This is a genomic window from Agromyces sp. CCNWLW213 (assembly GCF_037199545.1).
Classification (GTDB): domain Bacteria; phylum Actinomycetota; class Actinomycetes; order Actinomycetales; family Microbacteriaceae; genus Agromyces.
This window is the reverse complement of record NZ_JBBBDX010000005.1, coordinates 1-20,851: the sequence shown is the minus strand read 5'-3', so window position 1 is coordinate 20,851 and position 20,851 is coordinate 1. Positions and strand designations below refer to the sequence as shown.

General features: G+C 74.4%; 21 protein-coding genes. 14 read left to right on the top strand and 7 right to left on the bottom strand.

Going from position 1 to position 20,851, the window contains the following annotated elements:
* Nucleotides 1–14: 14 nt before the first annotated feature.
* Nucleotides 15–920 (bottom strand): LysR family transcriptional regulator ArgP, encoded by a 906-nt coding sequence (locus tag WBQ80_RS11090; RefSeq protein WP_336573256.1) that lies wholly within the window; start codon nt 918–920, stop codon nt 15–17.
* Nucleotides 921–990: 70 nt separating this feature from the next.
* On the opposite strand from WBQ80_RS11090, the gene WBQ80_RS11085 reads away from it, so the two are divergent.
* The 10 genes from WBQ80_RS11085 (at nt 991) to WBQ80_RS11040 (ending at nt 12,557) form a co-directional block, all read left to right on the top strand.
* Entirely contained in the window at nt 991–1,740 is a 750-nt protein-coding gene (locus tag WBQ80_RS11085; protein WP_336573257.1) for a LysE/ArgO family amino acid transporter, read from the top strand.
* A 276-nt stretch (nt 1,741–2,016) separates the two neighbouring features.
* Entirely contained in the window at nt 2,017–3,021 is a 1,005-nt protein-coding gene (locus WBQ80_RS11080; RefSeq protein WP_336573258.1) for an isopenicillin N synthase family dioxygenase, read from the top strand.
* A 225-nt stretch (nt 3,022–3,246) separates the two neighbouring features.
* A complete protein-coding gene (locus WBQ80_RS11075) occupies nt 3,247–4,068 on the top strand; it encodes a YciI family protein (protein ID WP_336573259.1) in 822 nt (273 codons plus the stop codon).
* Nucleotides 3,954–5,393, top strand: a complete 1,440-nt coding sequence (locus tag WBQ80_RS11070; protein WP_337282556.1) for an RNA polymerase sigma factor — start codon at nt 3,954–3,956, stop codon at nt 5,391–5,393. Before WBQ80_RS11075 ends, WBQ80_RS11070 begins: the two co-directional genes overlap by 115 nt.
* An 87-nt stretch (nt 5,394–5,480) precedes the next feature.
* Entirely contained in the window at nt 5,481–6,401 is a 921-nt protein-coding gene (locus WBQ80_RS11065; protein WP_337282555.1) for an ABC transporter ATP-binding protein, read from the top strand.
* Nucleotides 6,398–7,297 carry an ABC transporter permease gene (locus WBQ80_RS11060; RefSeq protein ID WP_336572703.1) on the top strand — a complete coding sequence of 300 codons (900 nt, stop codon included), beginning with the start codon at nt 6,398–6,400 and terminating at the stop codon, nt 7,295–7,297. The genes WBQ80_RS11065 and WBQ80_RS11060 overlap by 4 nt, the downstream gene beginning before the upstream one ends.
* A 24-nt stretch (nt 7,298–7,321) precedes the next feature.
* Complete coding sequence (locus WBQ80_RS11055; RefSeq protein ID WP_336572704.1) at nt 7,322–8,527, top strand: sensor histidine kinase; 1,206 nt, start codon at nt 7,322–7,324, stop codon at nt 8,525–8,527.
* Nucleotides 8,524–9,195 (top strand): response regulator transcription factor, encoded by a 672-nt coding sequence (locus WBQ80_RS11050; protein WP_336572705.1) that lies wholly within the window; start codon nt 8,524–8,526, stop codon nt 9,193–9,195. Before WBQ80_RS11055 ends, WBQ80_RS11050 begins: the two co-directional genes overlap by 4 nt.
* Before the next feature lie 49 nt (nt 9,196–9,244).
* A complete protein-coding gene (locus WBQ80_RS11045; RefSeq protein WP_336572706.1) occupies nt 9,245–10,837 on the top strand; it encodes a phosphatase PAP2 family protein in 1,593 nt (530 codons plus the stop codon).
* 13 nt (nt 10,838–10,850) lie between these two features.
* On the top strand, nt 10,851–12,557 hold the full coding sequence (locus WBQ80_RS11040) for a long-chain-fatty-acid--CoA ligase (protein ID WP_336572707.1): 1,707 nt from the start codon (nt 10,851–10,853) through the stop codon (nt 12,555–12,557).
* 27 nt (nt 12,558–12,584) lie between these two features.
* On the opposite strand, the gene WBQ80_RS11035 is transcribed toward WBQ80_RS11040, so the two are convergent.
* Nucleotides 12,585–13,487 (bottom strand): LysR family transcriptional regulator, encoded by a 903-nt coding sequence (locus tag WBQ80_RS11035; RefSeq protein ID WP_336572708.1) that lies wholly within the window; start codon nt 13,485–13,487, stop codon nt 12,585–12,587.
* Nucleotides 13,488–13,560: 73 nt separating this feature from the next.
* On the opposite strand from WBQ80_RS11035, the gene WBQ80_RS11030 reads away from it, so the two are divergent.
* Nucleotides 13,561–14,514 (top strand): EamA family transporter, encoded by a 954-nt coding sequence (locus WBQ80_RS11030; RefSeq protein ID WP_336572709.1) that lies wholly within the window; start codon nt 13,561–13,563, stop codon nt 14,512–14,514.
* Here the strand turns inward: WBQ80_RS11030 and WBQ80_RS11025 are convergent.
* The 5 genes from WBQ80_RS11025 to WBQ80_RS11005 form a co-directional block, all read right to left on the bottom strand.
* Nucleotides 14,511–15,719, bottom strand: coding sequence for a UDP-N-acetylmuramate dehydrogenase (locus WBQ80_RS11025; RefSeq protein ID WP_336572710.1), 1,209 nt, complete (start codon nt 15,717–15,719; stop codon nt 14,511–14,513). The genes WBQ80_RS11030 and WBQ80_RS11025 overlap by 4 nt on opposite strands.
* A 1-nt stretch (nt 15,720) precedes the next feature.
* On the bottom strand, nt 15,721–16,155 hold the full coding sequence (locus WBQ80_RS11020; RefSeq protein WP_336572711.1) for a MaoC family dehydratase: 435 nt from the start codon (nt 16,153–16,155) through the stop codon (nt 15,721–15,723).
* The gene (locus tag WBQ80_RS11015) at nt 16,155–16,601 is read right to left on the bottom strand and encodes an FAS1-like dehydratase domain-containing protein (RefSeq protein ID WP_336572712.1); all 447 of its coding nucleotides are present in this window, start codon (nt 16,599–16,601) and stop codon (nt 16,155–16,157) included. The genes WBQ80_RS11020 and WBQ80_RS11015 overlap by 1 nt, the downstream gene beginning before the upstream one ends.
* 70 nt (nt 16,602–16,671) lie before the next feature.
* On the bottom strand, nt 16,672–17,247 hold the full coding sequence (locus WBQ80_RS11010; protein WP_336572713.1) for a DUF937 domain-containing protein: 576 nt from the start codon (nt 17,245–17,247) through the stop codon (nt 16,672–16,674).
* Nucleotides 17,248–17,353: 106 nt separating this feature from the next.
* Nucleotides 17,354–17,728 (bottom strand): hypothetical protein, encoded by a 375-nt coding sequence (locus WBQ80_RS11005; RefSeq protein ID WP_336572714.1) that lies wholly within the window; start codon nt 17,726–17,728, stop codon nt 17,354–17,356.
* A 273-nt stretch (nt 17,729–18,001) separates the two neighbouring features.
* Between WBQ80_RS11005 and WBQ80_RS11000 the strand changes: the two genes are divergently transcribed.
* From WBQ80_RS11000 to WBQ80_RS10990, 3 genes are read left to right on the top strand one after another with little or no spacing between them, the layout of a single operon-like run.
* Nucleotides 18,002–19,654 (top strand): amidohydrolase, encoded by a 1,653-nt coding sequence (locus tag WBQ80_RS11000; protein ID WP_336572715.1) that lies wholly within the window; start codon nt 18,002–18,004, stop codon nt 19,652–19,654.
* Nucleotides 19,655–19,696: 42 nt separating this feature from the next.
* On the top strand, nt 19,697–20,056 hold the full coding sequence (locus WBQ80_RS10995; RefSeq protein ID WP_336572716.1) for an ArsR/SmtB family transcription factor: 360 nt from the start codon (nt 19,697–19,699) through the stop codon (nt 20,054–20,056).
* 1 nt (nt 20,057) lies between these two features.
* On the top strand, nt 20,058–20,714 hold the full coding sequence (locus WBQ80_RS10990) for an SRPBCC domain-containing protein (RefSeq protein WP_336572717.1): 657 nt from the start codon (nt 20,058–20,060) through the stop codon (nt 20,712–20,714).
* Nucleotides 20,715–20,851 lie beyond the last annotated feature (137 nt).

Below are 20,851 nucleotides of genomic sequence, written 5' to 3'. Positions count from 1 at the left end.
GGGCGCTTCGCGTCCTACTCGACCACCGGGCGTCGCAGCGCGCGGCGAGCCTCGGCCGTGATGCCCTCGGCGATCGCGTCGAGGAGCGGCGAGCCGAGGTTCCACTGCTGCCAGTGCAGGGGCACGTCGACGGGAGGGCCGCCGAGCGCGACGAGCCGGCCGTCGCCGAGCTCGTCGTCGGACTGGAACCCGGGCAGGAGGCCCCACCCGAGCCCGAGCTTGACGGCGGTCGCGAAGTCGTTCGACGCCGGCACGTAGTGGCGCGGGGGCTCGGCGCCGTCCGCGCCGATGAGCCGCAGGTACACGCCCTGCAGGTCGTCGCGGCGATCGAAGTCGACGCGAGGCGCGTCGGCGAGGCTCGCGGCATCCGCCCCGCCGCGGCACCACTGCGCGACCCACGCGGGAGTGGCGACGGCGGTGTACCGCATCACGCCGAGCGGCCGGACCAGGCAGCCCGCGACCGGCGCTGCGCGGGAGGTCACGGCGCCCATCACGGTGCCCGACTCGAGCATCTCGGCGGTGAAGTCCTGGTCGTCGCGGTGCAGGTCGAAGACGACCCGGTGCTGCTCGGCGATGCGCGCGAGCGCCGGGAGGAACCACGTGCCGAGCGAGTCCGCGTTGACGGCGAGGGGCACGGTGGTCGCGCGGGCGGATGCCGCGTCGTCGCCACCGAGCGCGGCGAGCGCGTCGTGCTCGAGCAGCGCGAGCTGCCGGGCGAGCCGCACCACGGCCGCGCCCGCCTCGGTCGGACGGACGGGCTTCGACCGCACGAGGAGCACGCGACCGAGTCGCTGCTCGAGCTGCTTCAGACGCTGCGAGACCGCGGACGGAGTGACGCCCAGCTCGGCGGCGGCGGCCTCGAGCGTGCCCGCGTCGACGACCGCGGCGAGCGTGCGCGCCAGGTCGAGGGGGATCTGCATGAAGCAATGCTAATCCTCGTGAAGAATCCTGAGCTGGAATTCATCGAAGCGACCGCCTAGCGTCGGTGCCATGGACTTCAGCGTGCTCGCCGCCGGCCTCGGTCTCGGCTTCTCGCTCATCGTCGCGATCGGCGCGCAGAACGTGTTCGTGCTGCGCCAGGGCATCCGGCGCGAGCACGTGTTCGTCGTCGCCGCGATCTGCGCGGTGTCCGACGCGGTGCTCATCGCGGCGGGCGTCGGCGGCATGGGCGCGGCACTGCAGGCGGCGCCCTGGCTCGTGGGGGTCGCGCGGTGGGCGGGCGCCGCGTTCCTCGTGGCGTACGCGTTCCTCGCCGCGCGTCGCGCACTGCGCGGCACGGAGTCCGGGCTCGTCGTCGAGGACCGCGCACGGGCGGATCGAGGAGCGATGGAGTCGCACCTCGAGACCGCGGTCCCGGTTGCGGCGGGTCGAGGGATCGCGGAGGCGAAGTCCGATGCCGTTCGCGCGACGGCCGCCCCAGTCCGCGGACGCCGCTCGGCGGCTCCTCGACCCGCACTCATGCCGGTCGTGCTCACGTGCCTCGCGCTCACCTGGCTGAACCCGCACGTGTACCTCGACACGGTCGTGCTCCTCGGTTCGGTCGGCGCGACGTACGGCGACCAGCGCTGGATCTTCGCCCTCGGCGCCATGCTCGCGAGCATCGTCTGGTTCTTCTCGCTGGCGTACGGGGCGAGGCTCCTCGGCGGCGTGCTCGCGAGCCCGCGCGCCTGGCGCGTGCTCGACGGCCTCATCGCCGTCGTCATGCTGGCCATCGCCGTCTCGCTCGTGCTGCCCGCCTGACTCGTGCTACCGTGTGCGTCATCGTGAGCACCAAGTCCTGTCGCTGCTGTCGCCGCTAGGCGATCGTCTCCCCGACGATCCCAGGGCGCGATTCCTCCGCGCCGCCGACCGCAGCCCCCGTGCTCACGCCGCATCCGACGCGTCCGCGTCAGCTCCGCGGCATCCGCTCTTCGAGGCACCGCCATCGAAACGGATGCCACGAGCCGACGTCGAAGGATGCCGGGGCCGCCTCACCGTCGGCGCACCCATCCCGGCACCCCTCGAAAGGACCAGCACATGTCCGGCATCCCCGTCCTCGATCTCTCCCTCCTCAACGGCACCTCGGAGCAGCAGGCGCGGTTCCGCGACGACCTGCGCCGTGCGACCCACGAGGTCGGCTTCTTCTCGCTCGTGGGACACGGCGTTCCGGCCGAGCTCATCGACCGCGCGTACGAGGTGGCGCGGGCGTTCTTCGCCCTGCCCGAGTCGCACAAGCTCGCGATCGAGAACGTCACGAGCCCGCATTTCCGCGGCTACACGCGCATGGGCGGCGAGCGCACCCTCGGCCGCGTCGACATCCGCGAGCAGATCGACATCGGCGCGGAGCGCCCGGCCGTCGAGCTCGGCCCCGACACCCCCGACTACTGGATCCTGCAGGGACCGAACCTGTGGCCGGCGGCACTGCCCGAGCTTCGCGAGGTCGCCGAGGAGTGGATCGCGCGCCTCGACGAGGTGAGCTCGCGCCTGCTGCGCGCGTGGGCCGAGGCGCTCGGCGCGCCCGCCGACACGTTCGACGCCGCGTTCCGGAACCCGTCGCCCTACATGAAGATCGCCCGGTACCCGGGCGTCGAGGCCGAGCAGCCCGCCCAGGGCGTGGGCGCGCACAAGGACCTCGGCGTGCTCACGCTGCTCTCCGTCGAGGAGGGCAAGGCGGGCCTGCAGGTCGAGAAGGACGGCGAGTGGATCGACGTGACGCCGCCGGCGGGCGCGTTCGTCGTGAACATCGGCGAGCTCCTCGAGATCGCGACGGGCGGCTACCTCAAGGCGACGCTGCACCGGGTCGTCTCCCCCGCGCCCGGCACCGAGCGCATCTCGATCCCCTACTTCCACGGCCCCGCGCTCGATGCGACGATCCCGACCATCGACCTGCCGCCCGCCCTCGCAGCCGAGGCGGCCGGCGTCACCCGGGACCCGGCGAACCCGCTGCATGCGGTCTTCGGCGAGAACTGGCTGAAGAGCCGGCTCCGCGCGCACCCGAACGTGGTCGAGGCGCAGCACCCGCACCTGCTCGTCGGGGCCTGAGCTCGGCCCTCGTCCTCGCGCCGCGTCCACGACGGATCGTCGCCGCCACGGTCGCGTCGGTCGTCGCGGTTGGCGGCCGCCCGGGTACCCGCCAGATCCGTCCGGACCGGTGGTCCGGGCCCGACCGGTGGAACATGCCTTCCCGGATGCTTCGTCCACGGTGTCGAGAACGGGTTCCCCTGTTCGTCGTACCTGCGTAGCGTGACCGAGAGAGAGGACGCCGCAATGGAATACGCACTGTTCTACGCCGAGGGCGACGACGCCGTGCCGTACGTGCCCGAGGAGGACCGCATCGGCGAGTGGGTCGACGACCTGACGAGGCGCGGGGTGTCGGAGTACGGCGAACGGCTCCGGCCCGAGCAGGACGCCACCACCGTGCGCGTGCGCGGAGGCGAGGTGCTCGTCGTCGACGGCCCGTTCAGCGAATCGAAGGAGGCGATCGGCGGCTTCGACGTCATCGATGCCCGGGACCTGGACGAGGCGATCGAGATCGCCTCGAAGCACCCGGCCGCCACGTTCGCACGGGTGGAGATCCGTCCGTTCGTGCAGTGGCCCGGCGCCGACCCGGCCTCGCGCGTCGTCCCCGACGGCTTCGCCGAGCGCCCCGCCGCCGGGCGCCGGTACCTCATGCTCGTGGTCGCCGAGCAGGGCGGCGGATCGGAGTCCGGGAGCGACGACGATCCCGAGGCGTGGGTCGACGAGATGGACGGCCGTGGCGTCCGGCTCTTCGGCGAGGTGCTCCGCCCGCCGGCGGATGCGACGTTCGTGCGGCGCCGCCATGGCGAGGTGCTCGTGACCGACGGCGGCTTCGCCGAGGCGAAGGAATGGGTCGCGGGCTTCGACCTCGTCGAGGTGCGCGACCTCTCGGAGGCGATCGAGGTCGCCGCCAAGCACCCCATGGCGCGCGGCGGGGCGATCGAGTTGCGGCCGCTGTGGCCCTTCGACGTGCACGACGACCATGTCGCGCGCGCCGAGCGCGAGTCCGCCGAGCGCGGCGTGCGACTCGAGCCCGCGGCGACCGAGGCGCTCGCGGGGGCGCCCCTCTGAGCCGCGCGACGGGCGGTGCGACGGATGGCGCCGGCGGCCCCGGGTCGCCCGCGCCATCCGTCGCCGCCGCCCTGCGCGAGGCGTACTCGTCGGACTGGGCGCGGGTCGTCGCGACGCTGATCCGCGTCACGGGCGACTGGGACGTCGCCGAGGAGGCGGCGGCCGGCGCGTTCGAGCGCGCCGCGGTCACCTGGCCTCGCGACGGCGTGCCGCGCAATCCCGGGGCCTGGCTCACGACGGCCGGCCGCAACGCGGCCCTCGACCGGTTGCGACGCCGCGGGGTCGAGGCCGAGAAGGTGCGCGAGTGGGCCGAGGTCGAGCGCGTCACGGGGCGTGCGGCGGGCGCACCGGACCCCGGCGATGTCGTCGCCGACGACCGGCCCGACTGGGACGACCGGCTGCGCCTCGTGTTCACGTGCGCCCACCCGGCACTCCCATTGGACGCGCGGGTCGCGCTCACCCTGCGCGTCGTCGGCGGGCTCGAGACCCGCGAGATCGCGCGGGCGTTCCTCGTGCCCGAGGCGACGATGGGCCAGCGCATCTCCCGGGCGAAGGCGAAGATCCGCAACGCCGCCATCCCGTACCGGGTGCCCACCGCCGACCTGCTCCCCGAGCGGCTCGACGGCGTGCTCGCGGTGCTCTACCTCATCGCGAACGAGGGCTACCTCGCCTCCCGCGGGGACGCGCTCCAGCGCGTCGACCTCGCGCTCGAGGCCATCAGGCTCTCGCGCATGGTCGTCGCGCTCATGCCCGAGTCGGACGAGGCGCGGTCGCTGCTCGCGATGCTGCTGCTCCAGCACGCCCGCTCGGGCGCCCGGGCGGATGCCGCTGGCGACCTCGTGCCGCTGCCGGAGCAGGACCGGTCGCGGTGGGATGCCGCCCGGGTGGCCGAGGGACTCGCGCTGCTCGCCGACGGAGCGCCGCCGGCCGGCCCGGGCCCGTACCGCCTGCAGGCGGAGATCCAGGCGGTGCACGCGCGCGCCCGCCACGCCGACGACACGGACTGGCCGGCGATCGCGGCGCACTACGACGCCCTCGCGGCCCTCGTCGATTCCCCCGTGGTCGCGCTCAACCGGGCGATCGCGCACGGCCTGGCGTTCGGCCCGCAGGTCGGGCTCGACGAACTGGCCCGAGTCGCGGCATCCGGACGCCTCGACGGCTACCACCTGCTGCCGGCCGCGCGGGCGGACCTGCTGCGCCGCCTCGGCGAGACGGACGCCGCGGCCGCGCACTACCGCGAGGCGCTCGCCCTCGCCCCCACCGCACCCGAGCGGCGCTTCCTCGAGCGCCGCCTCGCGGGACTCCCGACTCCGCCGTCCGACTGACGGACGCGGCATCCACCGATCGGTTGAGCACGGAATCGACCGGATCACGGCTGGTGCGCCCGCCCGCGGGCGGGCAGGCTCGGAACCATGGACCAGACCGCAACACCGGAGGCCCCCGCGATCCGCATCCGCGGCCTCCGCAAGGACTACGGCGGCATCGCCGCCGTCGACGGCATCGACCTCGACATCGCGCGCGGCGAGACGTTCGCGCTGCTCGGACCGAACGGAGCGGGCAAGTCGACGACGATCGAGGTCCTCGAGGGCTACCGGCTCCGCACGGCCGGCGAGGTGAGCGTCCTCGGCCTCGACCCCGCGCACGGCGGACTCGACTGGAAGTCGCGCATCGGCATCGTGCTGCAGTCGGCCTCGGAGCCCGGGCGCTACACCGTGCGCGAGCAGCTCGCGCACTTCGCCCGCTTCTACCCGAACCCCCGCGACGTCGACGAGGTCATCGCCTCGGTCGGGCTCGAGGCGAAGGCGCGCACGCGCATCGCCAAGCTCTCCGGCGGGCAGCGGCGGCGGGTGGATGTCGCGCTCGGCATCATCGGCCGTCCCGAGCTGCTCTTCCTCGACGAGCCGACGACGGGGTTCGACCCCGAGGCGCGGCGGGAGTTCTGGACCCTGGTCCGGGCCCTCAAGCAGGAGGGCACCACCATCCTGCTCACGACCCACTACCTCGACGAAGCCGCGCAGCTGGGTGATCGCGCCGGCGTCATCGTCGGCGGGCGGCTCGTCGAGGTGGCGCCGATCGGCGAGCTCGGCGGTGCCGAGGCGCGCGTGCCGATCGTGCGCTGGCGCGACCAGGACGGCGTGCGGCACGAGGTGCGCACGGAGCGACCGGCGGAGCTCGTGGCATCGCTCCGACCGGCTCAGGACGGCGCCGTCGCCCCCGAGCACGGCGAACCCGAGGGTCTCGAGGTCATCCGCCCGAGCCTCGAGGACATCTACCTGGGCCTGGTGGGCACGGCCGGAGCCGTCGCCCTCGACGACGAGGAGGCGCTCGCATGAGCACCACGACCACTCCCGCCCCGGCCGGCACCGACCGCGGCATCCGCTCGGGTGCAGCCGACACGCGCCGGGCACGGGGCGCGCGGCCCGGACGCCTCGCCCTCGGCATCGCCCGCGTCGGCTACGAGGTCCGCGGCTACTTCCGCACGCCGGACGCCGTGTTCTTCACCTTCCTGTTCCCGTTCATCATGCTCGGCATCTTCACGGCCGCGTTCAGCTCGTCGGGCGACATCCAGGCGGGACCCGGATCCGAGGGCATCTCGGTCGGGGCGTACTACCTGCCCGGCCTGCTCGCGGCGGGCATGCTGCTCTCGGGCGTGCAGAACCTCGCCATCGACATCGCGATGGAGAAGTCGGACGGCACGCTGAAGCGCCTCGGCGGGACACCGCTCTCGCCGGTGTCGTACTTCCTCGGCAAGTTCGGCCAGGTGTTCGTGACCGGCCTCCTGCAGGCCGGCCTGCTGCTCCTCGCCGCGGCGACCCTCTTCGGCATCGCGTTGCCGACCGAGCCCGAGAAGTGGGTGACCTTCGCCTGGGTGTTCGTGCTCGGCGTCGCCACGTCGGCCCTGCTCGGCATCGCGCTCTCGTCGGTGCCGCGCTCCGGCAAGTCGGCCGCCGCGGTCGTCATCCCGATCCTGCTCGTGCTGCAGTTCATCTCGGGCGTCTACCTGCAGTTCTACGCCCTGCCCGAATGGATGCAGAACCTCGCGAGCGTGTTCCCGCTCAAGTGGATGGCGCAGGGCATGCGCGCCGTGTTCCTGCCCGAGGACTTCGCGGTGCTCGAGCAGAACGAGTCGTGGGACCTCGGCTGGGTCGCGGTCGTGCTGCTCGCCTGGCTCGTCGTGGGGCTCGTGCTCAGCCGGCTCACCTTCCGCTGGATCCGGCGCGACGCGTGACGCCGGCTGTGGGAGCCTGACGGCATGCAGGACGTCCGGTGGTGGAATGCCGCGGCGGTGGCCGTCGCGGTCGTCATCGTCGCGGTCAGCCTGCTCGACCCGCCGTTCGGCCTCGACGACCAGGCGACCTGGGCCACCACCGGGGCGTTCCTGCTCGTCCATCTCGGCTGGGGCCGCAGGTGCGTCCCGGTCGCGACGACCCGTCGGCACCTCGCGGTCGCGATCGCCTACTCGGTGATCCTCGCCGTCGGGACCGCGATCGAGCCGTCGTTCGCGATCCTGCAGGCCTTCCTCTACCCCTTCGTCTGGTCGACCTCGCCGTCCACCCGCGCCGCGATCGTCGCGAACCTGCTCATCGCCGTCGCGATCGTCGCCGGATACGCCATCCGGGAGTGGCCCGCCGGCCTGGTGACGGGCGCGGCGGTGGCCGCGCTCTCGGTCGGCTTCAGCATCGCGCTGGGGCTGTGGGTCACCCGGATCGCCGTGTACGGCGAGGAGCGCGCACGCCTCCTCGAGGAACTGCAGGCCGCACAGGGGCAGCTCGCGGCGGTGCACCGCGAGGCGGGCGTCGCCGAGGAGCGGGCCCGGGTCGCGCGCGAGATCCACGACACCATCGCGCAGAGCCTCACCGGGCTCGTGATGGTCGCGCAGCGCGTCGAGCGACGCCTCGACGGCGTCGGGGGCGAGGCCGCGGCATCCGCTCGGGGCGACGTCGAGCTCATCGAGCAGATGGCGCGCGAGGCGCTCACCGAGGCGCGCGGACTGGTCGCCTCGCTCGCGCCGGTCGACCCCGGGACCGGGCTCCCCGAGGCGCTGCGTCGGCTCGCCTCCGCGTTCGAGCGCGAGACCGGGGTGCGGGTCTCGGCGACGACCGATGCCGCCGACCTCGGCCTCGACCGCGAGATCGAGGTGGTGCTGCTGCGCTGCGCGCAGGAGGGGCTTGCGAACGTGCGCAAGCACGCGCGCGCCGGGCATGCGTCGGTCACGGTCGCGGCCGACCGGCAGGACGTGACACTCGAGGTGCGCGACGACGGGGTCGGGCCGGGGGACGTCGTGCCCGGCGACGCGGGCTTCGGACTCGCGGGCATGCGCGACCGCGTCGCGCTCGTCGGCGGACGCGTCGACTTCGGGCCCGGCGAGCGCGGCGGGACCGTCCTGCGCGTGACCGTGCCGATGACGGGCGCCGCGGCGCGGCCGGCGCCTGCGACCCCGGAGGAGGCGGGCGCATGACCCTTCACGACCCCCAGGCCGGCGCCCGGCCGATCCGCGTCGTCGTCGCCGACGACCATCCCATCGTCCGATCGGGCATCGTCGGACTGCTCGAGTCCGAGCCGGGCATCGAGGTCGTCGGCGAGGCGGTCGACGGCGCCGAGGCGGTCGCGCTCGCCGTCGAGCTGCGACCCGACCTCGTGCTCATGGATCTGCGCATGCCCGTCCTCGACGGCGCCGCGGCGACCGAGCGGATCGTCGCGGACGCGGGCAGCGGCACGCGCGTCCTCGTCCTCACGACCTACGAGACCGACGACCACATCCTGGCCGCGATCGAAGCCGGAGCGAGCGGCTACCTCCTCAAGGCGGCACCGCAGGAGGAGATCCTCGCCGGGATCCGCTCGGTGGCCGCGGGCGAGACGGTGCTCGCGCCCTCGATCGCGGCGAAGCTCGTGAGCCGGGTGCGCCACGGCTCGGCGACGGCCGGTCCGGCCGCCCCGTCGTTGTCGCCGCGCGAGCTCGAGGTGCTGCGGCACGTCGCCGACGGACGTTCCAATCCCGAGATCGCCCGCACGCTGCACATCGGCGAAGCCACGGTGAAGACGCACCTCATCCACGTGTTCGAGAAGCTCGAGGTGGGCGACCGCACGCGCGCGGTCACGCGGGCGATGGAGCTCGGGCTCCTCTGATCGGGGCGCGGCGGTGCCGGCACCCGTCGAGCGGCCCTACGCTGGGGACGTGGGGGTCGTCGCCGGCGTTCGGGTTGCCGCGCGTCGGGCGCGCCTCCTTCCGCGCTGGGTCCAGCGAGCGGATGCCGCGGCCGCGCGCCGCGTCAACGGCCGGCACTCGCATCCGCATGTCGACCGCTTCTGGTCTCGCCTCACCGGATTCGCCGACAAGGGCGTGCTGTGGTTCACCGTCGCGGGCGTGCTCGCGGTCGTCGGCCGCCGTCGGGCGGCGACGCGCGGCATCCTCTCGCTCGTCACGGCGAGCGCGCTGACCAACCTCATCGCCAAGCGCGTGTTCGGCGGCGACCGCCCCACGCTCGAGGACATCCCGATCGGGCGCCGGCTGCCCGTGCAGCCGTCGAGCCGCACGTTCCCGTCGGGCCATTCGGCGAGCGCGACCGCGTTCGCGGCCGGGGTCGCGCTGGAGTCGCCGCGCGTGGGCGCCGCGCTCGCGCCCGTCGCACTCGGAGTCGCGTACTCGCGGCTGCACGTCGGCGCGCACTGGATCTCCGACGTCGTCGGCGGCATCGCGCTCGGCGCGGGCGTCGCCGCGGTCGGTGCCGCGGCGATCCGCCCCCGCCCCGGCCCTCCGGCGCCGCCGCTGCCGGCCGGCGCCGATCGGCAGCTCCCGGCGTCTCCGGACGGCGCGGGCGTGTTCCTCGTCGTCAACCGCTCCTCGGGCACGAGCGTCGTGCGCGCGGACCCGCTCGACGTGGTCCGCGAGCGGCTCCCCGGCGCCGAGATCCGCATCCTCGAGCCGCACGAGGACCTCGGCGAGGTGCTGCGGGACGCGCTCGCGCGTCCCGATCCTCCGCGCATCGTGGGCGTCTGCGGCGGCGACGGCACGGTCGCGGCCGCAGCGCACGAGGCCCGGCGGGCGGGCCTGCCCCTGTTCGTCGTGCCCGGGGGCACGTTCAACCACTTCGCCCGCACGGCCGGCGTGCCGTCCGCCGAGGTCGCCGTCGACGCGCTGCAGCGCGGCGAGGGCGTGCGGGCGGATGTCGCCGAGCTCGCGTTCGGCGATGCCGACCCGGTCACGGTCGTCAACGCGGCATCCGTCGGCATCTACCCCGACTTCGTCGAGGCGCGCGAGCTGCTGCAGCGGCGGCTGCGCGACAAGTGGCTCGCCGGCCTCCTGGCGGCCCAGCGAGTCCTCAGCGGGGCGCAGCCGACCACGGTCGTGGTCGACGGGCTCCGCGCCCAGGTGTGGACGCTGTTCATCGGGCTCGGGCGGAACGACCGGGACACCCCCGCCCCGCTGCAACGGCAGTACCTCGACGACGGGCTGCTCGACGTCCGCATCCTGCACGCCGGGTCGCGCCTGCGCGCGATCGCCTCGCTCGCGTTCGGGCGCAGATCGGCGGGGCTGCTCCGCCGCCTGCGGCTCCTCCCGGAGCGCGTGGAGTCCTACACCGCGACCGAGGTCACGGTCGACGTCCGGCCGCGGCGCGGCCAGCCGCCCGGGTTCGCGCACGACGGCGAGCTCGCGCTCGAGGGGCCGGCCGAGGCATCCGCCCACCTCTCCGCGCCCGGCTACCGCACGACGGTCCGGCTCGTACGGGGCGGGCTCGACGTGTACCGGCCCGCCGTGCGCCCGTTCTGAGAGAGGGAAGTCGATGCACCCGTACGCCCACCGCCCCTGGCTCGCCCACTACGCCGAGGGCGTGCCGCACGACATCGAGGAGCCGACGCAGACGCTCGTCGACCTGATCGACGACGCCGTCGCGAGGTTCGGCCGCCGCACCGCGCTCGAGTTCTTCGGTGCCGAGACGAGCTACCGCGAGCTCGGCGAGCAGGTCGCGAGGGCGGCCGAGGGACTCCGTCGCCTGGGCGTCCGCGCCGGGGACCGGGTCGGCCTCGTGCTCCCCAACTGCCCGCAGCACGTCGTGGCGTTCTACGCCGTCCTCCGGCTCGGCGCCGTCGTCGTCGAGCACAACCCGCTGTACACGGCGCCGGAGCTGCGCCACCAGTTCGAGGACCACGGAGCGACCGTGGCGATCGTCTGGGACGCGGTCGCCGACACGGTCGCGGACTTCCCGCGGGACATCCGCCCGGCCCGCATCATCGCGGTCGACCTCACGCGCGAGCTGCCGTTCGGGAAGCGCCTGGCGCTCCGCCTCCCCATCGCCCGCGCGCGCGCATCGCGGGCCGCGCTCACGACCCGGCCGACCGCGAAGGGCGTGCTCGCGTGGGACGACGTGCAGGACTCGCGTCCCCTCTCGAAGCGGCATCCGCGCCCCTCGCTCGGCGACACCGCGCTGCTGCAGTACACGAGCGGGACCACGGGCGTGCCGAAGGGCGCCGTGCTGAGCCACCGCAACCTGCGGGCCAATGCCATGCAGGGACGCGCCTGGGTGCCCGGCCTCCGCGACGGCGAAGAGGTCTTCTTCGGCGTGCTGCCGCTGTTCCACGCCTACGGCATGACCCTCTGCCTCACGTTCGCCATGAGCCTCGGCGCGCGGCTCGTGCTCTTCCCCAAGTTCGACGTCGACCTCGTCTTCGCGGCGGCGAAGCACTCGCCGCCGACGTTCCTCCCGGCCGTGCCGCCGATCTACGACGCCTTGGCCCGGGCCGGGGAGCAGCGGGGCACGGCGCCGCTGCGCGGCATCCGGTACGCGATCTCGGGCGCCATGGCGCTGCCGCCCGCGACGGTCGACCGGTGGGAGAGCGTGACCGGCGGCCTCCTCGTCGAGGGGTACGGCATGACCGAGTCCTCGCCCGTCGCGATCGGCAATCCCATGGGCCCCACCCGCCGGCCCGGCACGGTGGGCGTGCCGTTCCCGAGCACCGAGATCCGCGTCGTCGATCCCGACCGGCCGTCGGAGGACCTGGCCCTCGGCGAGGAGGGCGAGCTGCTGCTGCGCGGCCCGCAGGTGTTCGAGGGCTACTGGCGGCGACCCTCGGAGACCGCCGAGACGCTGCTGCCGGGCGGATGGCTGCGCACGGGCGACATCGTGCGGGTCTCCGAGGACGGCTTCGTGACGATCGTCGACCGTTTGAAGGAGCTGATCATCACGGGCGGCTTCAACGTGTCGCCGTCCGAGGTGGAGGGGGTGCTGCTCGGCCATCCCGACATCCGCGGCGCCGCCGTGGTCGGCCTGCCGAGGGAGGCGGGCGGCGAGGAGGTCGCCGCCGCCGTGGAGCTGCGCGAGGGCGCCGTGTTCGACGCCGGCGCGCTGCGCGACTTCTGCCGCGAGAGCCTCACGCCCTACAAGGTGCCGAGGCGCGTGGTCGAGGTCGACGAGCTGCCGCGGTCGCTGATCGGGAAGGTCCTCCGCCGCCGGGTCCGCGACGAGCTCCTGGCGCAGCGCGACGCGGACTGACCGTCCGCGGGCGGCGTGTCGCGGGGGTCAGCGGACCACGAGGCCGGCCGCCGCGTGCCGGAGCTCCGCGACGACCGCGCGGATGGCCGGGCTCTCGGATCGCGCGGCGCGCGACACCACGGAGACCTGCCGGACCTGGCTGCGATCGGCGATCGGGATCGCGACCGTGCCCTCGGGCAGCTCGCCGCGGCCGAGCCGCGGGACGAGGCAGATCGCGACCTCCTGGCGCGCGAGCTCGATGAGGGACGCGAAGTCGGGGTCCTCGGCGACGATGCGCGGCACCCGGCCGAGATCGGTGAAGAGGCGGAGCAGGGCCTCGTGGCAGATCGCCCCGCGCGGCGTGCTCGACCACGCCTCGTCGACGAGGTCGTGCCGGTCGAGCTCCGCGCGGCCGGCGAGCGGATGCGACGACCACAGCACGACGTCGACCTCGTCGCGGCAGATGGGCTCGCGGACCAGCCCCTCGGCGAGCACGAGCGGGACGGAGTTCCAGTCGTGCACGAGGGCGAGGTCGACCTCGCCCCGATCGACGAGCAGGAGCGCGTCGAACGGGTCGACGCTCGTGACGGTGACCTCCCGCACGCCCTCGGCACGGAGCCCGCGCATCGCGGGACCGAGCAGCCCGCGCGTCGCGGTGGAGAACGAGGCGATGCGGACGGGCGCGTACCCGCCCGCCCCGCCGGAGCCCGACACGAGCTGCTCCATGGCGTCGAGCACCGTGCGGGCCTCGGCCGCGACCACTCGCCCGCGTTCGGTCAGCAGCACGCCGCGCCCCCGACGTTCGAGCAGTGCCGTGCCGAGCGACGCCTCGAGGCGCTTGACCTGCTGCGAGACCGCCGACGGCGTGTAGCCGAGCGCGGATGCCGCGGCCGCGACGGTGCCGTGCTGGGCCACCCCGACGAGCGCGCGCAGCCCCTGCGGATCGATCATGAAGCAACGCTATCCGGAACGCGGTCCGAATCGGAACTGGTGCTGGACGTTCGAGTGCCGGGACGATGGAGGCATGTCGCTCCGCCACGGCCTCCTCGCCCTCCTCGTCGCGGTCATCTGGGGCGTGAACTTCCTCGCCATCGACCTCGGCCTGCAGGACACGCCGCCGCTCGTGCTCGTCGCCCTCCGGTTCGCGGCCGTGGCGTTCCCGCTCGTGCTCATCGTGCCGCGGCCCGCGATGCCGTGGCGGAGCATCCTCGCGATCGGCGCGTTCATGAGCCTCGGCCAGTTCGCGTTCGTCTTCACCGCGATGCACCTCGGCCTGCCGGCCGGACTCGCTCCGGTCGTGCTCCAGGCCCAGATGATCTTCACGATCGGCATCGCCGCGGCGGTCCTGCGCGAGCGCCCGACGCGCCTCCAGCTCGCCGGCGCCGTCATCGGCGTCGCCGGGCTCGCCGTCGTCGCGGCCGGCCGCCTCGACGCGGCCCCGGGACTCGCAGCGCTCGGCCCGCTCGCCCTGTGCCTGGCCGGCGCACTCAGCTGGGGCGTCGGCAACGTCGTGGCCCGCAGCGCCCCGCCGTCGAGCGGCCTCGGCATCGTGGTCTGGTCGGCGCTCGTCGTGCCGGTCCCGGCGCTCCTCGCGAGCCTCGCGATCGACGGCCCCGCGAGCGTCGGCGAGGCGTTCGCCACGATCGGCTGGCCGACCATCGGGTCGGTCGCGTTCACGGCGATCGCCGCGTCGCTCATCGGCTACAGCATCTGGAACGCCCTGCTCGGCCGGTACCCTGCGGCGATCGTCGTCCCGTTCGCCCTGCTCGTGCCGCCCGTCGGCATCAGCGCGGCCTGGATCGTGCTCGGCGAGGTGCCGAACGCGCTCGAACTGGCCGGCAGTGCGGTGCTCGTCGCGGGAGTCGCCCTGCCGACCGTGGTCGGGATGATCGGACGGCGGCGCCGGGGCGCGAGCGCGACCGCCGAACGGGCCGCCGAGACGGCGCGGGCGGAGCGGGTCCCGGAGCCGGCGGCCTAGAGCTCGAGCCCGATGAGCACGGGCTCGGGGTGCAGCGTGATGCCGAACTCCGACTGCACCCGACCCTGCACGAATCGCGCGAGCTGCGCCACCTCGTCGGCCGAGGCGCCGCCGCGGTTGGTCAGCGCGAGCGTGTGCCTGGTCGAGATCGCGGCGCGCGAACCGGGCAGGGCGAAGCCGCGACGGATGCCGCTGTGCTCGATGAGCCACGCGGCCGAGAGCTTGACGAGCGGTTCGCGGGGCTCGGCCTCGGCACGCCGCTCGGCGCGCTCGACCTCGGCCTGGTGCTCGAGGAAGGCGTCGAGCGGCGATCGCGCCTCGAGATCGGCGAGCAACGTCACCTCGTCGGGCTCGTCGGGCTCGACGTACCAGCGCGGGGCGTCGGCGGGCAGGGTGCGCGCGACGTGCTCGGAGACGATGGGATTGGTGAAGAACGACCCGGCGCTCACGGAGTCGGGGTCGTTCGGATCGAGCACCATGCCCTTGCCCGAGCGCAGCGCGAGCACCGCCTCGCGCACGCGCGCGACCGGCACCCGGTCGCCGAGCTGCACGCCGAGCGCCTGGGCGAGCTGCGCATACGCGACCGGCCGCCCGACGGCCTCGCCGAGCACCTCGCGCTCGGCGGTCGTGTCGTGCAGGGCGAACTCGACCGAGACGACGACCCCGCGGAGCCCCTGCTTCAGCACCGAGGTGCGGTAGCCGAGCTCGAGCTCGTCGGCGGCCATGAAGCGCGGCTCCGCGGCGCCCTCGTCGAGGAACTCGATCCCGACGAGCGCGTCGGCGAGCTCCTGCCCGTAGGCGCCGATGTTCTGCACCGGCGACGCGCCGACCGAGCCGGGGATGCCCGACAGCGCCTCGAGACCCGAGTAGCCCTGCACGACGGTGTGCGCGACGAGCTCGTCCCAGTTCTCGCCGGCTTGCACGCGCAGGCGCACGGTGCCCTCCCGGTCGCCGGGGAGCACGTCGATGCCGCGCGTCGCGATGCGCACGACCGTGCCCGGGAAGCCCTCCTCGCCGACGAGCAGGTTCGACCCGCCCCCGAGCACCATCCACGGCTCGCCCGACGCCTCGGCCTCTCGCACGAGCTCGACGAGCCCAGCGGGCGTCGTCGCCGTGACGAGGCGGCCGATCGGCCCACCCACGCGCAGCGTCGTGAGGTCGGCAAAGCGGATGCCGTGCTCCTCCGTCGTGGCGGCGTCGGTCATGTCAGGCGAGCACCACCCGCGCCTGCGCCTTGCCGAGCACGGTCGCGCCCTCGAAGGTCACGGTGAGGTCGATGCGGGCCGTGCGCGCCTCGGAGTCGAGCTGGCCCACCTTGGCGACGACGCCGACATCGGCGCCCGCCTCGGGGTCGACGACGACGGGACGCGTGAAGCGCACCTGGTAGTCCGCGACGCGACCCGGGTCGCCCGCCCAGTCGACCACGGGCTGCACGGCGAGGCCCATCGTGAGCATGCCGTGCGCGAGGACGCCCGGAAGGCCGACCGACGCGGCGACGTCGTCGCGGTAGTGGATCGGGTTGAAGTCGCCCGAGGCGCCCGCGTAGCGGACGAGCGCGTCGCGCGTGAGGTGGAACTCGCGTTCGGCGACGACCTCGCCGACGGCCAGGGCGTCGAAGTCGGGGACGGCGGAGGCGGGCATCAGTCGTCTCCTCGCACGACGAGGGTGGAGATCGCGGTGACGACGTGCGCGCCCGCGGCATCCGTGATCACGGACTCGGCCGTGACCATCGAGTGGGCGCCGAGCGTCTTCACGCCCGACACGGTGAGCGTCGCGGTCAGCTCGTCGCCGGCCACGATCGGGCGCGACGAGGTGAAGCGCTGGTCGCCGTGCACGACGCGCGAGAAGTCGATGCCCGCATCGGGTTCGGCGAGGAGCTGCGCGAGCGTGTGCTCCTGCACGACCACGGCGAAGGTCGGCGGCGCGACGACGTCGTCGTAGCCGGCGGCCCGGGCCGCGTCGACGTCGAGGTTGACCGGGTTCGACGCGAACACGGCGCGCGCGAACTCGCGCACCTTCTCGCGGCCGACGAGGTACGGCGCGGTGGGCGCGAACACGCGCCCCTGCAGCTCGGGGTTCACAGGCACCGTGACAGTCTACGCAGCGGTGCGCGCGGCGAGCGGATGCGGCATCCGCTCGCCTCGACGGCCGTGCGCGTCAGCGCTTGCCGCCGCCCAGGAGTCCGCCGAGCAGGTCGCCGAGGCCGCCCAGCATGCCGCCGCCGGCACCGCCCGCACCGCCGCCGCCGCCGCCGCCGCCCAGGAGGCCGCCGAGGATGTCGCCGATCCCGCCGCCGCCCGCGGGCGCGGCATCCGCCTGCCCGGGGCTCTGCTGGCGCTTCGAGAACTGGCTCGCGAGGAAGCTCAGCACGATCGGCGCGAGGATCGGCAGCAGCTTCTGGATGATGCCCTGGTCGGCACCGCCCGAAGCGCCGAGCTTCTGCACGACCTGGTCGGTGCGGTCGCCGAACACGTTGTGCACGATCTTGTCGCCGTCCTGCTCGTCGACCTGGTCGAGGTTCACGCCGCCCTCGAACAGCTGGGGCGGATGCTGCTGGACTGCACGCTCGAGCGAGGCGGCGCCGGCGGGATCCTGCGCGTTCGCGCCCATGCCGCCGAGCAGCGCGGGAAGCGCCTCGTCGACCGCCTGTCGGGTGGTGCCCTCGTCGACGCCCAGGCGCCGTGCGAGCTCCGAGATGGGGATGTTGGCGATGATGTCGTCGTACGCGGCCATCCGACTGGTCTCCCTCCGCGCCCGCCGTCGGGCGTCGCTGCTCACGCTATCGGGCCGCGCTCGGGCCGGGAAGGACGGCTCGGCGAACGCTCAGCGACGCGGCGCCTCAGCCGAGGAAGATCGCCCACAGCAGGGCGAGGTAGATGAGCACGAAGATCGTCGGCGTGACCCACTTCACGACCTGCATCCAGCGGGCGGATGCCGCGATCCTCCGGCCGAGCGGCGTCGCGGCCGGGAGCGCGCGCAGCTCCTCGACCACCGCGAGGCCCTCGTCGGCCGCGCTCACCTGCGCGACGGCGCCGAGGATGCCCGAGGCGAGGAGGACGCCCGCCGCGGCCAGCCGCACGGGGAGCTCGGCCTCGTCCAGCCCGATGAGCAGGAACCACGTCGTCAGGGTGAGCAGGATCGTGGGCCCGAGCTGCGACACGATGACGTGCCAGCGGCTCGCCCGCCACGCCGCGATAAGATCGTGCTCCGACATGCGTCCTCCCGTGATCGGCCTGCCGTCACGGTACCGCCGCCGGGCGGCGCGCGACCGGGCGCAGCGCCGGGAATGCGCCGTGAATCGTCGGCCGGAGAGGTGCCTCCGCCGCGGCGAGCCGAGCCCGTGCCGGTCGCCGCCGCGTCGCCCCGCCCGCCCTCGCGCACGGGCATACTGGCGGGGCAAGGGCGCCCCGCCCCCGAGCCCCCGGGATCCCGGCCGTCCCGGTCCCCCACCCGCACGCCGCCGTGCGCGAACCCGAGGAGTCCGTCCGTGACCGATCCCACAGCCGATCGCCCCACCGTGCACCTGAACGGACGCGTGTTCACGGGGTCCGGCGCCCCGGAGTGGGTGGAGGCGTTCGCCGTCCGCGACGGGGTCGTCGTCGCGGCGGGCGACGCCGACGACGTGCTCGCCGAGGCGGGTCCCGATACCGAGGTGGTCGACCTCGACGGGCGGCTCGTCGTGCCCGGATTCGTCGACGCCCACACGCACCTCGTCGGCATGGGCCAGGCGCTCGCCCGGGTCGGCCTCACCGACGCGCGCACGCTCGACGAGATCCAGCGGCGCGTGCTCGCGGCCCGGGCCGCGGACCCCGCGGCGCCCCGGCTGCGCGGTCGTGGCTGGCTGTTCGACTCGGTGCCGGGCGGCGCGCCGACCGCTGCGATGCTCGACGCCGTCGTCGCCGACGTGCCGGTGTACCTCGACGCCAACGACTACCACTCGTGCTGGGTGAACTCGGCCGCGCTCGCCGAGATGGGCGTCATGCGCGACACTCCCGACCCGCACGGCGGCCGCATCGGCCGCGACCCGTCCGGCGAGCCCGACGGCATGCTCTTCGAGACCGCCGCCGAGCAGTACGCGTGGGACCACCTGTCGGCGCAGGCGACCGACGCCGATCGCGACGCCGCGGTGGAGCGCACCATCGCCGCCTACCTCGCGGCGGGCGTCACCACGGTCGTCGACATGGCCTTCGGCGAGGCGGCCCTCGACGCGTTCCGGCGAGCCGCGGCCCGGCGCGGGGGCCGCCTGCCGATCCGAGTGGTCGCGCACTGGTACGTCGGGCACACCGGCGTCGAGGCCGACGACCTCGCGCAGGTGGCCCGGGCGGTCGAGCTCGCGCGCGACGCCGGCTGCCCCGGCCTGCGCGTCGCGGGCATCAAGCTCGTGCTCGACGGGGTCATCGACTCGTGCACCGCGGCCCTGCGGCATCCGTACGCCGACGGATCGAACGCCGAGCCGATCTGGCCGCTCGAGGCGCTGGAGCCGGTGGTCGCGGCCGCCGACGCCGCCGGCCTGCAGGTCGCCATGCACGCCATCGGCGACGCGGCCGCGGGCATCGCGCTCGACGCCCTCGAGCACGCCATGGCGGTGAACGGCGACCGCGACCGGCGGCACCGACTCGAGCACCTCGAGTACGTCGAGCGAGCGGATGTCGCGCGGCTGGCCCGGCTCGGGGTCGTCGCATCGATGCAGCCCGTGCACGCCGACCCCGCGATCTGGGCGAACTGGGCGGCGATGCTCGGCGACGAGCGGGCGGACCGGGGCTTCCCGTGGACCGAGATCACCGATGCGGGCGGAGTGCTCGCGTTCTCGACCGATGCGCCCACCGCGCCGCACGAGGCGCTGCCCAACCTGTACGTCGCGGCCACCCGGCGGTCGGCGCTCGACGCGTCGTTCCCGCCGAATCACCCCGAGTACGCCGTGACGCTCGCCGACGCGATCCGGCATGCCACGCGCGACGCGGCGTACTCGTGCCGCGAGGAGGAGGCACGAGGCCGGATCGCGCCCGGGCTCGCTGCGGACTTCGCGGTGATCGACCGCGACCCGTTCGCGCTCGGCGAGGAGGCGCTGCTCGAGGCGCGCGTGCTGCGCACGATCGTCGGCGGACGGACCGAGTACGACTCGGCCACGAGCGACTCATGATTCACTATTGACTTATATAAGTAAGAGTTGAATCATAGGAGCATGCACGCGCTCGACCTCCTCGGCGATCCGGTCCGCCGGCGCATCGTCGAACTCCTCGCCGACGGCGAACTCGCCGCGGGCGAGGTGGGCCGCGTCGTGCAGGGCGAGTTCGGCATCAGCCAGCCCGCGGTGTCGCAGCACCTCCGCGTGCTCCGCGAGGCGGGCTTCGCGACCGTGCGCTCCGAGGGCACGCGACGCCTCTACGCGCTCGACCCGCTGCCCATCCGGGAGGCCGCCGAGTGGTTCACGCCCTTCGAGCGGTTCTGGAGCCCGCGCCTCGACGCGCTCGGCACGGAGCTCGCCCGGTCGGCGCGCGCACGCCGGCTCGCGGCATCCGATTCATCGACGAAGGAGACCTGACATGGACATCGACGCCCAGATCGACGCGGTCGACCGCGCCCTCACCGCCGGCGAGCGCGACGGCGCCGCGACCCACGTGCAGACGATCGCGCAGACCTACCGGGCGCCGCTCTCCGACGTGTGGGAGGCCGTGACCTCCGCCGAGCGCATCCCCCGCTGGTTCCTGCCGGTCACGGGCGACCTGCGCCTCGGCGGCCGCTACCACGTGGAGGGCAACGCGAGCGGCACCGTCGAGTCCTGCGACGCGCCGAACTCGTACGCGGTCACGTGGGAGTTCGGAGGCGGGATCACCTGGCTCACCGTGCGGCTCGCGCAGGTCGACGCCGAGCACACGCGCGTGGAGCTCGAGCACGTCGCCCTCGCCGACGACATCGGCGCCGAGATGTGGGAGCAGTTCGGCCCGGGCGCCACCGGCCTCGGCTGGGACGGGGCACTGCTCGGACTCAGCCAGCACCTCTCCACCGGCGAGATCCGCCCCGAGAACGCGGCGGAGTGGCTGCTCGGCGACGAGGGCCGGCGCTTCCAACGACTGAGCGCCGATCGCTGGGCCGAGGCGCACATCGCGAGCGGGGCGGATGCTGCGACCGCGCGCCGTGCGGCCGACACCACCTACGCCGCCTACACCGGCGCCGTCGAGCCCTCGACCGCCGCGGACTGACGCGCCCGCGGCATCCGCGGCCCTTCCCCTCCCTTCTCTCTCCCCCCCCCCCCCCCCCCCCCCCGCCGGGCCGCCCTGCCCGCCCGCCGCGCCGCGGCATCCGTCGCCTCGCGGGCATCGCCTGGCTCGTGCCCGCG

Coding starts and splice junctions, on each gene's coding strand:
- WBQ80_RS11050 (WP_336572705.1), top strand. CDS start 8,524: ATGACCCTTCACGACCCCCAGGCCGGCGCCCGGCCGATCCGCGTCGTC.
- WBQ80_RS11035 (WP_336572708.1), bottom strand. CDS start 13,487: ATGATCGATCCGCAGGGGCTGCGCGCGCTCGTCGGGGTGGCCCAGCAC.
- WBQ80_RS11080 (WP_336573258.1), top strand. CDS start 2,017: ATGTCCGGCATCCCCGTCCTCGATCTCTCCCTCCTCAACGGCACCTCG.
- WBQ80_RS11090 (WP_336573256.1), bottom strand. CDS start 920: ATGCAGATCCCCCTCGACCTGGCGCGCACGCTCGCCGCGGTCGTCGAC.
- WBQ80_RS11010 (WP_336572713.1), bottom strand. CDS start 17,247: ATGGCCGCGTACGACGACATCATCGCCAACATCCCCATCTCGGAGCTC.
- WBQ80_RS11040 (WP_336572707.1), top strand. CDS start 10,851: ATGCACCCGTACGCCCACCGCCCCTGGCTCGCCCACTACGCCGAGGGC.
- WBQ80_RS11005 (WP_336572714.1), bottom strand. CDS start 17,728: ATGTCGGAGCACGATCTTATCGCGGCGTGGCGGGCGAGCCGCTGGCAC.
- WBQ80_RS11075 (WP_336573259.1), top strand. CDS start 3,247: ATGGAATACGCACTGTTCTACGCCGAGGGCGACGACGCCGTGCCGTAC.
- WBQ80_RS11025 (WP_336572710.1), bottom strand. CDS start 15,719: ATGACCGACGCCGCCACGACGGAGGAGCACGGCATCCGCTTTGCCGAC.
- WBQ80_RS11055 (WP_336572704.1), top strand. CDS start 7,322: ATGCAGGACGTCCGGTGGTGGAATGCCGCGGCGGTGGCCGTCGCGGTC.
- WBQ80_RS10990 (WP_336572717.1), top strand. CDS start 20,058: ATGGACATCGACGCCCAGATCGACGCGGTCGACCGCGCCCTCACCGCC.
- WBQ80_RS11030 (WP_336572709.1), top strand. CDS start 13,561: ATGTCGCTCCGCCACGGCCTCCTCGCCCTCCTCGTCGCGGTCATCTGG.
- WBQ80_RS10995 (WP_336572716.1), top strand. CDS start 19,697: ATGCACGCGCTCGACCTCCTCGGCGATCCGGTCCGCCGGCGCATCGTC.
- WBQ80_RS11065 (WP_337282555.1), top strand. CDS start 5,481: ATGGACCAGACCGCAACACCGGAGGCCCCCGCGATCCGCATCCGCGGC.
- WBQ80_RS11085 (WP_336573257.1), top strand. CDS start 991: ATGGACTTCAGCGTGCTCGCCGCCGGCCTCGGTCTCGGCTTCTCGCTC.
- WBQ80_RS11060 (WP_336572703.1), top strand. CDS start 6,398: ATGAGCACCACGACCACTCCCGCCCCGGCCGGCACCGACCGCGGCATC.
- WBQ80_RS11020 (WP_336572711.1), bottom strand. CDS start 16,155: ATGCCCGCCTCCGCCGTCCCCGACTTCGACGCCCTGGCCGTCGGCGAG.